Origin of the sequence: Caballeronia sp. LZ034LL (assembly GCF_031451215.1) — a bacterium.
Lineage (GTDB): Bacteria > Pseudomonadota > Gammaproteobacteria > Burkholderiales > Burkholderiaceae > Caballeronia.
In genome coordinates this window covers 583976-598281 of sequence record NZ_JARUXR010000003.1, presented here as the reverse complement: position 1 = coordinate 598281, position 14306 = coordinate 583976, and the positions used below count along the sequence as shown (strand labels likewise).

Sequence of the window (14306 nt, the reverse complement as noted above, 5' to 3'; positions counted from 1 at the left end):
TCGCGTGAAACAGGCACAATGAGAAGATCCAGTTTTGATGAATTCGCATGGGCCAGTTTGGCGAACCGGGTGCCGGAATCAGCCGGCGCATCTACGACATGCTGCGCGCCCAGATGGCCGACGGCACGTTGCCCGCAGGCGCCCGCCTGCCTTCGACCCGCGCGCTGGCGGCGGACCTCGCGGTCTCGCGCACCACCGTGACCGCCGTCTATGAGCAGCTCGCGGCGGAGGGCTTCGTGCTCACGTCGGCGGGACGCGCGGCGCGGGTCGCGAGTCCGCCCGTGGCGCCCGCCGTGGCGCGCGTGCCGCGTTCGTCGGTGCGCGCGCCGGTGCTGTCGGGCTTCGGACGGCGCGTGGCCGGCATCGCGACGCCGCCGCTCCCGCCTCCCGCGCCGGGCGGCATCCACTTCCTGTATGGCGCGGTGGCCGCGCGCGAATTTCCGGCGCAGCTCTGGCGGCGCGCCTGGCAAGCCGAGTTGCTGCGTCAGCAGGACAGTCTCTACTACGTGCCGCCCGAAGGCGACGCCGCGCTGCGCCGCGCATTGCAGACGTATTTGCGGCGCGCGCGGGGGCTGGTTTGCGACGCCGGACGCATCCTGATCGTGAGCGGCGCGCAGCAGGGCATCGACTTGTGCGCGCGGCTGCTGCTCGATCCCGGCGATGCCTTCGCCTTCGAGGATCCCGGTTATCTGATTGCGCGGCATAGTTTCGAGGCGGCCGGCGGGCGCCCCGTGCCGGTGCCCGTCGATGACTTCGGCCTCGACACGCGCCGCCTGCCCGCAGACGGCGCGCGGCTGGTCTACGTGACGCCTTCGCATCAGTTTCCGCTCGGCGGGGTGCTGCCGGTGGGGCGCCGGCTCGGCCTGCTGCAATGGGCGCAGGCACACGAAGCGTGGGTGATCGAAGACGACTACGACGGCGAATTTCGCTATGGCCAGCGTCCGATCGATGCGCTCCAGTCCATCGATTCAAGCGGCCGCGTGATCTATATCGGCACGTTCTCTAAGGCGTTGTCGCCGCATCTGCGGCTCGGCTATCTGGTGCTGCCGGATGCGCTGGTGAACGTGTTCAGGCAGGCCAAGCGTCTGAGCGACCGTCACGCGCCGGTGCTCGAACAGCGCGTGCTGGCGTCGTTGATCGAAAGCGGCGCGTACGAACGGCATGTGCGCCGCATGCGTCGCGAGTACGAGCGGCGGCGCGCGGCGCTGCTGGACGCCATCGCCGCGTCCTTGCCTGCCGACGCGCGCGTGGCGGGCACGGCCGCGGGACTGCATGTGCTGCTGTGGCTGCCGTCGCTGCGACCCGCCGACGAGCCCGCGCTGGTCGCCGCGGCACACGAAGCCGGGGTCGGCGTTTATCTGGTGTCGCCGCTGTTCGCGAGTGCGCGTCGCGCGGCGTCTGCCCGCGTCGCGGGTTTGATGCTCGGTTATGCAAGCCTGACCGTCGACGAGATCCATCGAGGCATTTCGACGCTGGGGCAGGTCGTCAAAGCGTTCGAACTCTGAAAACAAAAAAGGAGAAGGACACGCGTGCGTGCCTTCTCCTCGTGTGCTGCCCGGCGATGCCTACAGCTTCATGCCGCCCAGCGCGCTGCCCACGGCGGTGAGCTGCTTCGTGACGTTGGTCAGATCGACGTCGGTGTGGGTCGAGGCATCGACTTGCGTGACGGGAGCCACGTTGGTTTGCGGGCTCGCGAACGACACGCCGCCCACCTGGCCGTTGGCGTTGATGCCGTTGTTCTGGAAGATGGTGCCGCTTCCGAAAATGGTGCCGCCGACGATGGCGCCCATTTCGGCACGGTCGAGGTCCTTGGTCACGGCGAGGTTGTCGATCTTCAGCATGGTAAGTCTCCTGGATGGTTCGGTGGGTTGGTTGAGCACCAATCGTTGCGCTCGCACCTACTTATGCGAGAGGTGTGCCAGGAGCGCGCACGCAATCTTAAAAACACGCCGGAGCCTTGTGCCGCAAGCCTGAGCGGGGTTTGATCCGGGCTGCGAAAGCATCTCGGCTGGCCGCGTGCTGTCGGCGCCGATGAAACGGTAAGCCTCAATGTGTCGGCGGTAGACCAACGATTGCGGAATTGGCTCCCGCGCCGCCGTTCGATGGCGTCGAACCGTCGATTCATCCGCCGCGCTCTGTTCCGGCCGACATGCCCGGACTATGCTTCGAACCGTCCGGACGCCTCATTCAACGCTTCGATATCCGAAGAGGTCGAGGCAGAGGCGTCATCGACCATCAACTTCTTCAACAGTGGCTGTCATGAATCGAGCAGTGACGATAACGGTTTCGATCCTCATCGGGGGGTCGATGTTATCGATGTTGGCGTTTGCCGGAACATCGCAGAAAGGCCGTGGGCTGATCACGACCAACTTCGATGACTACGCGGATTGCGTGGTCGATACGGCCCGCGGCAATCGCGCGGGAATCCATCTGTTTCCGTTGCAGAGACGCCGTCATGGCATCGCGGAATCCGCCTAGCGAACCGTTTAGCGCGACCCGCTCGTCACCTCCCATCGAAGGAATCGTCGCGCCCATGCCCTTGTTCTTCAGGAAGCGATCACGCGCAGTCGGGCTGGACACATGAACGACCCTCTCAGGAAGCAGTGGCGGCGGCGCCTGCCCACATGGTCCGCATGGCCCGCCTCGGTCGCGGCGCTGAGCCTGGCCGGCTGCGTCAACTACATGGGCATCGGCAGCGACAAGCAGATCGCGCCGGCAGCGCACTACGAGACCGCCGCCAGCCTGCCCGCCGAGCGCGGCGCATGGCCCGCGATGGACTGGGCCGCGCAGTTCGGCGATCCACAATTGCCGCAACTGATCGACGAAGCGCTGAAGGGCGCGCCGACGATCGAGCAGGCGCGCAGCCGCATCGACAAGGCGGTGTCGGTGGTCGGCGGCGCGCGTGCCGGGCTGGCTCCGAACGTGACCAGCAGCTATCAATGGAGCCGGCAACGCTACACGCTGAACACCTTCTATCCGCCGCCCTATGGCGGCACCTGGCAAAGCGAGAACACGGCGCTCCTGAGCGCGTCGTGGGATCTCGATCTGTGGGGCAAGAATCGCGACCGCGTGCGCCAGGCCGTGTCGCAGCAAAAAATGGCGGACGCCGAGGCGCAACTGGCGCGCATCACGCTCGCGGCGTCGGTGGCGAGCACCTACAACGACCTCGCGCGTCTCTATGCGCTGCACGACCTCCAGGCCAGCGAGGTGCAGAACCGTCAGGACATCGGCCGGATCACGGATCGGCGCGTCACGGCGGGACTTGATACCGACGTCGAGCGGCAGACCGCCGAAGGCGAAACGGCGACCACGCGCACCAACGTCAAGAGTCTCGACGGCCAGATCGTCGCGACCCGCTATCAGCTCGCCGCCTTGCTCGGCGCGGGTCCGGATCGCGGCTTGAGCATCGCGCGGCCGTCGCTAGGAACGGGCGAGCCGATCATGCTGCCCGACAACCTGCCGGCCGATCTGTTGTCGCGCCGTCCGGACATCGTTGCCGCGTACTGGCAGGTCGATGCCGACATGCAGAACGTGAAGGAAGCGAAGGCCGAGTTCTTCCCCGACATCAACCTGTCCGCGGTGGCCGGGCTCGACGCCTTCGGCTGGGGGCAATTCCTGACCGCGCAGAGCGGCGCGATCCAGTTCGCGCCGGCCATCCATCTGCCGATCTTCGACGCCGGCGCCTTGCGCGCCCAGTTGAAGGGCCGCTACGCCGACTTCGACTATGACGTCGCGTCCTACAACCAGACGCTCGTCAATGCGCTGTCGGACGTGGCAACCCAGGTCGCGCAGATCCGTTCGGCGGACGCGCAACTGGTGGAGGCGCGCCGCGCACTGAGTGCGCAGACCAAGGCTTGGGAGCTTGCGCTGGTGCGCTACCGGGCGGGACTGATTGCGCAGTTGCAGCTGCTCGATGCCGACGACAACCGGCTCGCCGCCGCCATCACGGTCGTCACGCTGGAGATGAGCCGCCGCAGCATGCAGATCGCGCTGATCCGGGCGATGGGCGGCGGTTTCGACGGCTCCGATGCAGCCCTCGCGGCGACGACGCCCGCCACGCCCACGACACCCACGACACTGATTCCTGCCCCGCGGCCGAGCCAGGAATAACCGCATTTTCGAGTCTTGCCGGAGCTATCGATGAACTTTCCCGCGTCACCGGCGCCCGCCGGGCCGCCCGTCAAAGCCGCGCGCCGCAAGTGGCTGCTGACGCTGATCCTTGCCGTGGCCGTGCTGGCGGGCATCGGCTGGGGCGTCTACTACCTGCTGGTCGCGCGCTATCACATCGAGACCGACGATGCCTATGTGGACGGCAACATCGTGCAGATCACGCCGCAGACCTCGGGCACGGTGATCGCGGTCAATGCCGACGACACCCAGCTCGTGAGCGTGGGCGACACGGTCGTGCAGATCGATCCGGCCGATGCGCGCATCGCGCTGAAGCAGGCGGAAGCCGACCTCGGGCAGACGGTGCGCCGCACGCGCGGCCTGTATGTGGACAACGACCGGTATCGCGCCCAGATCGAGCAACGCCAGTCGGATCTCGCCAAGGCACAGGCCGATCTGCGGCGGCGCCTGGATACCGGCACGAGCGGCGCCGTTTCGCAGGAAGACGTCGCGCATGCGCGCGAGGCGGTCGTGTCCGCGCAAGCCGCGCTCGACGCCGCCCGGCAGCAGTTGAACGCCAATCTCGCGCTGACGGCCAACACGACGATCGAAGATCATCCCGACGTGCTGTCGAGCGCCACGCGCGTGCGCGACGCCTGGCTCGGCTATGCGCGCACTACCTTGCCCGCCCCGGTGACCGGCTATGTCGCGCAACGGTCGGTGCAGGTCGGGCAGCGCGTTTCGCCCGGCATGCCGCTGATGTCGATCGTGCCGCTCGATCAGGTGTGGGTCGACGCCAACTTCAAGGAAGGGCAGCTGCGTCACATCCGCATGGGTCAGGCAGTGGACCTGACCGCCGATGTCTACGGCTCCTCGGTCGTCTATCACGGCAAGGTGGTGGGCGTCACGCCCGGCACCGGCTCGGCGCTCGCGCTGCTGCCGGCGCAGAACGCGACCGGCAACTGGATCAAGATCGTGCAGCGGCTGGCGGTGCGCATCGGCATTCCGGCGGAGGAGCTGCGCAAGCACCCGTTGCGCGTGGGACTTTCGATGAACGCGGACGTCGACGTGAAGAACACGGCGGGCGCGCAAGTCTCGACGATGCCGGTGCTCGCGGCGTCCGGCGCCGCGGACCGCACCGACGTCTTCGCCCGCTACGGCGACGAGGCCGAAGCCGCGATCGCACGCATCGTCGCCCACAACAAATAATCCCCGCCCGAGCTTCGACGATCCCATGTCCAAGGACTCCACGGAACTTCCTCCGCTGACGGGCGCGACGCTCGCGCTCGGCTCATTCAGCGTGGGCCTCGCAGGCTTCATGACGGTGCTCGATTCGTCGATCGCCAACGTCGCCATTCCGACCATCTCAGGCAACCTCGGCGTGTCCGGCGATCAGGGCACCTGGGTCATCACGGTGTTTTCCGCGGCCAACGCCATCTCGATTCCGCTGACGGGCTGGCTCACGGCGCGGGTCGGACAGGTGCGCCTGTTCGTCACCGCGATCCTGCTGTTCACGCTCGCGTCGTGGCTGTGCGGCATGGCGCCGACCTTTCCGGTGCTGCTGCTTGCGCGCGTGCTGCAAGGCGCGGTCGCCGGGCCGTTGATCCCGATGTCGCAGGCGTTGCTGCTCAGTTCATGGCCGAAGGCGAAGTCGTCGTTCGCGCTCTCGCTGTTCTCGATGGTGGTCGTGACCGGCCCGATCGTCGGCCCCGCGCTGGGCGGCTGGGTGACGGACAGCTTCAGCTGGTCGTGGATCTTCTTCATCAACGTGCCGGTCGGCCTGTTCGCGGCCGCGACGGTATGGATGATCTATCGCCGCCGCGATACGCCGGTGCACAAGCTGCCGGTCGATGTGGTCGGACTCGTGCTGCTGATCCTGTGGGTCGCATCCCTGCAGGTGATGCTCGACAAGGGGCAGGACCTCGACTGGTTCTCGTCGGGCACGATCGTCGTGCTGTGCATCTGCGCGGTGGTGGGGTTCTCGTTGTTCGTGGTCTGGGAGCTGACCGACCCCAATCCGATCGTCGACCTGACGCTCTTCAGGCAGCGCAACTTCCTCGGCGGCACCATTTCGATTTCGATTGCCTACGCGATCTTTTTCGGCACGCTCGTCCTGCTGCCGCAGTGGATGCAGGACTATCTCGGCTATCGCGCGGTGGATGCGGGCCTCGCCACCGCGCCGCTCGGCATCTTCGCGGTGATCGGCACGCCGCTCGTGGGACGCATGCTGCCAGGCTCGGACGCGCGCGTGATCGGCACGTTCGCGTTCATCGGCTTCGCGATCGTGTACTACATGCGCTCGTTCTTCTATGTCCAGTTGAGCGAGGACTACATCGTGCTGCCCACGCTGCTGCAAGGCATCCCGATGGCGCTGTTCTTCGCGCCGCTGACGGTCATCATCCTGTCCGGACAGCCGCCGGAAAAAGTACCGGCCGCAGCCGGCCTCTCCACCTTCGCGCGCACGCTGGGCGGCGGCATCGGCACGTCGCTGGCGAGCGTCGTGTGGAACGACCGCACGATCCTGCATCACGCCATCCTGACCCAGCACTCCAGCCCGAACAACCCGCTCTTCAGCGCGCAGATGCAGGCCTATCACTCGCTGCTCGGCATCGGCCAGGGAGCGTCGTACGCACTGTTCGAAAGTACGGTGCAGACGCAATCGGCGATGCTCGGCCTCGACGACGTGTTCTACGGCGCGGCCATCGTCATGATCGCGATCATTCCGCTGATCTGGATCACGAAGCCCGACAAGGCCGGCGATACGACGGTCATCGCGCACTGAGGCACGCCGTGCTTTGATCAGACCTGAAGGCGTGTCTTGCAGCGCGCTTTCCGGCAAGAAGGCGTGCAAGTTCGACTTTCATCCTGCAAGGCTCCGACTAGAATGATTCGAGGCGCGCCCTGATGAAACGGCGCGGCCCATCGTGGTCTCGAACATGACCTCAATCATGACCTCAAGCGTGGCCTCAAGGACAGGAGCTCGACAATGAAACTGATTCAGATGCTCAGGCTGGCAGGCGTGGCAGTGGTGCTCGTTGCATCGGTCAGCGCGTGGTCGCAGACCAGCGATTCCGGCGCGGCAGCGGGTCAGTCCGGCGCACCCTCGGCAAGCGCCGGCACCTCGAAGAAGGCGATGCGCCAGGCCAATCGCGCGCTCAGCAGGAAGGTGACGCAGGCGCTGCAGAAAGGCGGGGTGGATGTGGTCGGCATGAACGTGATTGCGAAGAACGGCGCGATCACGCTGGCGGGTTATGCGCAGGATGCGACCCAGATCGATCAGGCCACGTCGATCGCCAAGGGGGTGAGCGGCGTGCGCTCGGTGAAGAACTCGCTGACGATCCAGGAAGGCGGGCAATGACCCGGTGAAGCGTTGAAGCGTTGAAGCGGTAAAGCAGAGGGGGAGAAGGAGACAGTCGTCCTGGTTCCTTCTCCCCGCGTGACGTCCCGCCTTACAGCGCCATGCCGCCGATCAGGCTGCCCACCGCGCTGACCGATTTCGTGATGTTCTTCACGTCGAGGTTTGTGTGGTTGGACGCATCGACTTGCGTGACCGGCGCGACGTTGGTCTGTGCGCTGCCGAAGGACACGCCGCCGATTTGCGCGTTGGCGTTGATGCCGTTGTTCTGGAACACGCTGCCGCCGGCGATGGCGCTCATTTCGGCACGGTCCAGTTCCTTGCTGACTGCGAGATTGTCGATCTTCAACATGATGATGCTCCTTGAGATGAGAGTGGTCTTCAACAGGTGAATCAGAATTTGACGCCCTGCAGCAGGCTGCCGAGGGAATCGAGGGACTTCGTCACGTTGGTCAGATCGAGCTTCGTGTATTGCGAGGCATCGACCTGGGTCACGGGCGCCACGTTGATTTGCGGGCTTGCGAACGAGACGCCGCTTTGGGTGTTCGCATTGATGCCGTTGTTCTGCATGATGCTGAAACCACCTGCGATGGCGCGCATTTCGGCACGGTCGAGGTCCTTGTGGACGGCGAGGTTGTCGATCTTCAACATGACGGGTCTCCTGATGGCGTGGTTGGGATGGGAAGCGTGCGGATCAGAGCGCGATGCCGCCCAGCGCGCTGCCGAGTGCGCCGACCGACTTCGTGATCGACTTCACGTCGAGGTCGAGGTGCTGCGAGGCGTCGACTTGCGTGACGGGCGCGACGTTGGTCTGCGGGCTGGCGAAGGACACGCCGGCGGCTTGCAGGTTGGCGTTGATGGCGTTGTTCTGGAACACGCTGCCGCCGACGATGGCGCCCATTTCGGCACGGTCGAGTTCTTTGCTGACGGCGAGGTTGTCGATCTTCAACATGATGAATCTCCTGGATGGCTGGTTGGGTTGGTTGAGCATGTTTCGTTGCGCTCGCAGCATCATTTGCGAGAGCCGTGCCAGGCGCGAGGCCAGCGCTTGAGATTTTTCCTAAGTCGTTGATTGTATTAATGCATTTTGAATTCATCATGCGTTGATGCATCGCCTGAGCATGCGCGCGCTGGCGCCGGGTGTCGGGTCCGGCGAGACAGCCTGCCGATCACCTGTCGCCGTGCGCCGAACAGCGCGCCCGGTTGCCCGAAGCCGCACGAAAAAAAGCCCGCTTCGGGGAGCGGGCAAGTCCTCCGGAGGAGGAAGACGACGTGGCACAAACCACGAAGAGACGCGCTCTTCGTGCAGGCGTGCGGTTCGGCTCTGTGAAGTCCCTTCCGCTTTTTTCGGATTGTCTAGACCGGCTTGGCCTCCTTCATCGCAGAGGTGCATGCATGCCGCGGCGACGCCTTCAGCAGCGCGCGGCCCTCCCAGTACGAAACCAGCTTGCCGAGCCCGCCTGCCTCGCTCAGATCGCCGAACGCCTCGATGCGGATCGACTGGTCGATGCCGCCCACGCATAGCGGCACGAAGCCGCTCAGCGCAATCAGATAGGCGACGGCGTCGCCGGCCGCGAGGTCGTCGGCGGCATAGAACAACACGGCGGGATCGGGCCAGCGGTTGGCAGCGGCGTGCATCGACTCTGGACGGATCGATGCGAATGCCTTGACGAACTTCGTGCCGGGCGGCATCAGCGCCGCGAGGATCTGGCCGGCCGATTCATCGTCGGGAACGATCTTCATGACGCCGCCCTGGCCATCAGGCGCAATCGGATTCGACGGATCGACCACGATCTTGCCCTTCAACTCTTCGCGGTAACGCTCGAACAGATCCTGGATGGCGCCGAAGCGAATGCACGGAATCACGATGTCGGCACGACGGATCGCCTCGCTGACACTGACGGCGCGCGCGCGGCCATTGCATTGCATCGCGAATGCCAGCGACTTCCTGTGATCGCGATCCGCGATCAGGATGGACTCGCCTGCGAGCGCGAGACTGCGCGACAGGTTGGCGCCGATCTGATCGAGACCGATGATTGCCGTTTTCATGCCTGGGTTCCCCTCGCCATGCTGATTGCGCGCGTCGCACGGGCGCTGTTGTTCTTGCTCACGCCGCTGCGAAGCCGCCGCCCATGGCTCCGGCGCCGTCGCTGATGCGCAGGTCCTCCACCTTGCCGTGCAGCCGGAGCGGCGTGGCGCCCTGGCCGTGCGTGAGCAGCCCGCCATCGACGGCGATCTTGCGCACGGCGGCGCCGTTGCGGATGCAGAGCGCCGTGGCATCGAGTGTGACGACGACGCCCTTCACCATCGACTCGCCCGTCGCGCCATGCGTCTCGACGCCGCGCCGGACCGTCAGCAGGCCAAGCGGACGGCTCACCTGGATGCCGACGGCGCCATCCGCATGCGTGACGACGCGGTCGATATCGGCGAGCTGCACGGTGCCGTCGTAGTCGCTGAAGCCGCGCGCGCCGAAGCCGAAGGTTTCGATGGTCGCGTGGGTCCGCAACATGCCCAGCGTGCCGAAGTTGACGAAGCCGGTGGCGCTGGGGCCGTAGGACGTGAGCTTCTCCTCGGCGATCCACGAGCCGACGGTGCCCCAGTTGTCCAGCACCATGTCGTTCGCGCCGTAGGTCGTCACGGGTCCGCGGTTATGCACGATCTCCACGCACGCGCCGGATGAAACGAACACGCCGCCCGCAATGCGGTCCGCCGTGCCGTGTTCGATGCCGCCGTCGCTGTGAATGGCGCCCGTCTCCATGCGGCCGACGATCAGCTGGCCGCCGGCATCGCCCGCGCCGCCGACGAAGACACCGCTGCCGTTCACCGGCGCGCCGCCGCGCCCGGCGCTGACGGCCGTGAGGTCGGCCGTGATGGTCACGTAGTGATCGTCGTGCTGGTTCCAGACGGTGAAGACGCCCGGGATTACCTCGACGCCATAGCCGCGGTGCCGGGTGGCGTGGGCGCGCGCATCGGCCGCAATGATGTCGATGTTTTCCGCCGCGATATGGCCGCTGCGGACGTTGTCGCGCGCGAGCAGCTGCACCACGCCGCGCGTGCGGAGATCGTGCAGGTCGATGCGCCCGAGGCGCGTCACGCTCGTGTCGTTATGAATGGCGCGCCGGTCTGCATCGGCATTCAGTTCGATGCGCGCGACGCAATTGTCCGTGGTCAGTTGCACGCCGTCCTCGCCCTTCGCGAAGTGCAGCTTCACATCGCTGCCGGCGCCGCTCAGCGTCTGGCCGGGTAGCAGCCTGAAGCCGGGCATGTCCGCGATGTCGGCGGTGACGGCGATATGTTGAACTTCCGCGTTCGATACGGCTTCGAGCAAGCCGGCCAGGGTCGAAACGTTGCGCTCGCTTGCGCTCATGAGTAAGGTCCGTGACGAAAATTTGTGTCAAAAGTAGTCACAGACGGATGCGCCGCCTAGAGGGCGGCGCACGAAAGCGGGGTTCGGCGGGTTCGAACTGCCGGGCGAAAGCGTTCGGCGGTTACTGCCGTTCGCCGCCCGCGAGCGTTTCGATGATGCCCACGAGTTGCGCGCTCATCGGCATGTCGAGGCTCGTGCCTGAAGGCAGGCGCGTCAGGAACCAGCGCTTGTACTGGCGCTCGATCTCGCCGTCGGCCGCGAGTTCCTGGAAGGTGTCCTTCACCACTTGGGCGAGCTGCGGATCGTCCTTGCGGAACATGATGCCGTAGGGTTCATACGACAGATAATCGCCCGCCACGCGGTAGGCGCCGCCCTTGCCGGCGTTCGCGGCGATCAGGCCGTAGAGCAGGACGTCGTCGGTGGCGAAGGCATCGGCCTGGCCGTCCGCGACCTGCGCGAAGCCCTGTGCATGATCCGGTACGACCTGGAGATGGATGCCGAGCTGGAACTTCTTGTCGAGTTCGCGCAGCGCGGCTTCATTGGTGGTGCCGGACGTCACGGCGACGCGCTTGCCCGCGAGATCGCGGAACGAGTTCATCGGCGCGTCCTTGCGGACCATCACCTTGGTGCCGGCGACGAAGATGATCGGCGAGAACGCCACGCGCTGCTGACGCGCGAGATTGCTGGTGGTCGAGCCGCATTCGAGGTCCACTTTGCCGCTGGCAACGGCATCGATGCGCGTATCCGGCGTGACCGGCACCCAGCGAATCGTGAGCGTCCGGTGTATGGACGTTTCGATGGCCGCGACCAGCGACTTGCACAGCTCGATGGAATAGCCGATGGGCGCGCGGCGTGCATCGAGATACGAGAACGGCACCGACGCATCGCGATAACCGATTGCGATGGTGCCTGAGTCGCGCACCTTCGCGAGCGTGCCGGTCAGCGTGGCGGGCGCGTAGGGATCGTTGACGGGGCGCGCGGGCTGCACGTCGTCATCGGCGGCGTAGGCGGCGTGCGTGGCGCAGGACAGCGTGAGCGCAGCCCACGCCGCGCACGTCCAGAAGCGCGGCATCTTCATGAGACGCTCCTCTTCAGACCTGGGCGGGATGCGCCAGCGAGGCGTCCTGTTCGGCTTCGATACGCGCGGCATTGGCGTCCGCGTCCCGCTCCGACAGCAACTCGCCTTCCCACTTCGCCACCACCGCGCTGGCGATGGAATTGCCCACGGCATTGGTCGCGGAGCGGCCCATGTCGAGGAAGGTATCGACGCCCAGGATCAGCAGCAAGCCCGCTTCCGGAATGTTGAACTGATTGAGCGTTGCCGCGATCACGACCAGCGACGCGCGCGGCACGCCTGCCATGCCCTTCGACGTCAGCATCAGGATCAGCAGCATGGTGAGCTGCGTGGTCAGCGACAGATGGATGTTGTAGGCCTGCGCGATGAACAGCGACGCGAAGGTGCAGTACATCATCGAGCCGTCGAGATTGAACGAGTAGCCCATCGGCATGACGAAGCTCGAGATCTTGCGGCGCACGCCGAAGCGGTCGAGCGCGTCGAGGATCTTCGGATAGGCGGCTTCCGAACTCGCCGTCGCGAATGACAGCATGAACGCTTCCTTGATGAGCGACAGCAGCTTCAGCACGCGTCGCCCGAGGAAGAAGAAGCCCGCGAGCGCGAGCAGCCCCCACAGGATGAACAGGCTCAGATAGAAGTCGGCCATGAAGACGGCGAACTTCATCAGGATCGACAGCCCGTTCACCGCGACGGTCGCGGCCATCGCGGCGAGCACCGCGAGCGGCGCGAGCTTCATCACGTAGCCGGTGATCTTGAGCATCACGTGCGAGAGCTGGTCGATGGCATCCAGCAGCACCTTGCCTTTCTCTCCGAGCGCGGCAAGCGCGACGCCGAAGAACATCGAGAACACGACGATCTGCAGGATCTCGTTGTTCGCCATCGATTCGGCGAACGAACGCGGCACCATGTGGCCGACGAAGTCCTTCAGCGTGAACTTGGAAGTGGCGAGATTGGCGGAGGCGCCGATGTCGGGCAGCGGCAGACCGAGGTTATCGCCGGGCCGCAGCAGGTTGGACATCAGCAGGCCGAGCAGCAGCGAGACCAGCGACGCGGTGACGAACCACGCGAGCGCCTTGGCGAACACGCGTCCGACCGAGGCGGCATCGCCCATGTGCGCGATGCCGACGACCAGCGTGGAGAAGACGAGTGGACCGATCAGCATCTTGATCAGCCGCAAGAAGACATCGGAAACGAGGGAGATGTAACCGGCAATCTCGGTCGCGGCTTTCTTGTCTGGGAAGCTGGTGAAGACCATATAGCCAAGCCCGATGCCGATAACCATCGCGACCAGGATCCAGACGGCGGACGAACTCTTCTTCATCTCCAAACCTCCATGGTTTGCATGTCAATCAGATTGCATGTCAAATTTCGGATGGAACGGGCGATGCGAGATTTCCGGCACTGCTCAAATTCTACTGCGGCTTTTTAATGGCGTCGCTTGCGAAAAAATAGCGGAATGCAGGTAAGTCCGGGCGACTTCAGCCGCCGCAGGCATGGATCAGGAACTGCTGCAATGCGGTAGCGGGGCCGTTCAGCGCGGCGCCCTTGCGCCAGATCATGCCGGCTTCCATGTGGGGAATCACGTCGTGCACGGGCCGCGCCTCGATGCGCTTGCCTTCCAGCGACCATGGCCGGAACACCATGTCGGACAGCACCGTGACGCCGAAGCCGTGCGCCACGAGCCCGCGCAGCGCTTCCATCGAACTCGTGCGAAAGGCCACCGCCGGCTCGATGCGCTTCTTGCGCCAGTAGCGCATCGTGGAGTGCTCGCCTTCGTCGACGGTAATCATGATGTACGGATGCGCGGCGATGTCCTTCAGCGACACCGCCTCCTGCTGCGCGAGCGGATGCGAAGGCGCGACCCACAACTGCCGGCGCGAGCGCATCAGCACTTGCGTGTGAAAGCGGCTGGCGCGTTCCAGGTTGGAGAGCAGCACCACGCCGATATCGATCTCCCCGTTCGCCACCGCGGTTTCGATGTCCGCCCGTTCCATGTCGCGGAGATCGAATTCGATGAACGGATAGGTCGCGCGAAAACGCGCCAGCAACTCAGGCAGGAAATAGCCGAGCAGCGTATAGGAGGCCGCGATGCGCGCGACGCCGCGCATGTCGTGCGAACGAAACGGCGGCTTGTGCATGGCGTCGCGGGCGGCGTCGAGCACGCGGCGCGCGTGATTGTGGAAGTCCTGACCGTCGGGCGTCAGCGCGACGCCCTGCGGCAGGCGTTCGAACAGCCTCGTGCCGAGCGCGTCTTCGAGCGCCTGCACCGCGTGGGTGATCGCCGATTGCGACACGTGCTGGTTGGCGGCCGCCATCGAGAATTGCCCGGTTTGCGCAGCGGCCACGAAATAGCGCAATTGCCGCAGGGTGAGGTCGAACGTCATCTGATTTTCAGATACCAG

General features: G+C 65.4%; 15 protein-coding genes. 6 read left to right on the top strand and 9 right to left on the bottom strand.

All coding sequences use genetic code 11. The features are described 5' to 3' along the window. Nucleotides 1–47 precede the first annotated feature (47 nt). Nucleotides 48–1505, top strand: coding sequence for a PLP-dependent aminotransferase family protein (locus tag QCE83_RS23785; RefSeq protein WP_309817075.1), 1458 nt, complete (start codon nt 48–50; stop codon nt 1503–1505). Nucleotides 1506–1565: 60 nt separating this feature from the next. Here QCE83_RS23785 and QCE83_RS23780 read toward each other — a convergent pair whose 3' ends face one another. After that, on the bottom strand, nt 1566–1841 hold the full coding sequence (locus QCE83_RS23780) for a hypothetical protein (protein ID WP_309817074.1): 276 nt from the start codon (nt 1839–1841) through the stop codon (nt 1566–1568). A 475-nt stretch (nt 1842–2316) separates the two neighbouring features. Between QCE83_RS23780 and QCE83_RS23775 the strand changes: the two genes are divergently transcribed. The 5 genes from QCE83_RS23775 (at nt 2317) to QCE83_RS23755 (ending at nt 7465) form a co-directional block, all read left to right on the top strand. Next, nucleotides 2317–2478, top strand: coding sequence for a hypothetical protein (locus tag QCE83_RS23775; protein ID WP_309817072.1), 162 nt, complete (start codon nt 2317–2319; stop codon nt 2476–2478). A gap of 102 nt (nt 2479–2580) precedes the next feature. Next, nucleotides 2581–4110 (top strand): efflux transporter outer membrane subunit, encoded by a 1530-nt coding sequence (locus tag QCE83_RS23770; RefSeq protein WP_309817069.1) that lies wholly within the window; start codon nt 2581–2583, stop codon nt 4108–4110. A gap of 30 nt (nt 4111–4140) precedes the next feature. Then, a complete protein-coding gene (locus tag QCE83_RS23765) occupies nt 4141–5316 on the top strand; it encodes an HlyD family efflux transporter periplasmic adaptor subunit (protein ID WP_309817066.1) in 1176 nt (391 codons plus the stop codon). A 25-nt stretch (nt 5317–5341) separates the two neighbouring features. Next, nucleotides 5342–6889, top strand: a complete 1548-nt coding sequence (locus QCE83_RS23760; RefSeq protein ID WP_309817063.1) for a DHA2 family efflux MFS transporter permease subunit — start codon at nt 5342–5344, stop codon at nt 6887–6889. 204 nt (nt 6890–7093) lie between these two features. Beyond that, complete coding sequence (locus QCE83_RS23755; protein WP_309817061.1) at nt 7094–7465, top strand: BON domain-containing protein; 372 nt, start codon at nt 7094–7096, stop codon at nt 7463–7465. Nucleotides 7466–7556: 91 nt separating this feature from the next. Here the strand turns inward: QCE83_RS23755 and QCE83_RS23750 are convergent, their stop codons facing one another. From QCE83_RS23750 to QCE83_RS23715, 8 genes are all read right to left on the bottom strand, one after another. After that, on the bottom strand, nt 7557–7814 hold the full coding sequence (locus tag QCE83_RS23750; protein ID WP_309817058.1) for a hypothetical protein: 258 nt from the start codon (nt 7812–7814) through the stop codon (nt 7557–7559). Nucleotides 7815–7855: 41 nt separating this feature from the next. Further along, nucleotides 7856–8113: a hypothetical protein gene (locus QCE83_RS23745; RefSeq protein WP_309817055.1), complete on the bottom strand. Its 258-nt coding sequence runs from the start codon at nt 8111–8113 to the stop codon at nt 7856–7858. Between the two features lie 43 nt (nt 8114–8156). Further along, nucleotides 8157–8414, bottom strand: a complete 258-nt coding sequence (locus QCE83_RS23740) for a hypothetical protein (protein ID WP_309817052.1) — start codon at nt 8412–8414, stop codon at nt 8157–8159. Nucleotides 8415–8818: 404 nt separating this feature from the next. Then, the gene (locus QCE83_RS23735; RefSeq protein ID WP_309817050.1) at nt 8819–9511 is read right to left on the bottom strand and encodes an NAD(P)-binding domain-containing protein; all 693 of its coding nucleotides are present in this window, start codon (nt 9509–9511) and stop codon (nt 8819–8821) included. A gap of 58 nt (nt 9512–9569) precedes the next feature. Beyond that, the gene (locus tag QCE83_RS23730; protein WP_309817047.1) at nt 9570–10829 is read right to left on the bottom strand and encodes a hypothetical protein; all 1260 of its coding nucleotides are present in this window, start codon (nt 10827–10829) and stop codon (nt 9570–9572) included. Nucleotides 10830–10950: 121 nt separating this feature from the next. Then, a complete protein-coding gene (locus tag QCE83_RS23725) occupies nt 10951–11907 on the bottom strand; it encodes an amino acid ABC transporter substrate-binding protein (protein ID WP_309817043.1) in 957 nt (318 codons plus the stop codon). Between the two features lie 13 nt (nt 11908–11920). Continuing rightward, nucleotides 11921–13225 (bottom strand): dicarboxylate/amino acid:cation symporter, encoded by a 1305-nt coding sequence (locus QCE83_RS23720; protein WP_309817039.1) that lies wholly within the window; start codon nt 13223–13225, stop codon nt 11921–11923. 157 nt (nt 13226–13382) lie between these two features. Next, the gene (locus tag QCE83_RS23715; RefSeq protein WP_309817036.1) at nt 13383–14288 is read right to left on the bottom strand and encodes a LysR family transcriptional regulator; all 906 of its coding nucleotides are present in this window, start codon (nt 14286–14288) and stop codon (nt 13383–13385) included. Nucleotides 14289–14306: the final 18 nt, after the last annotated feature.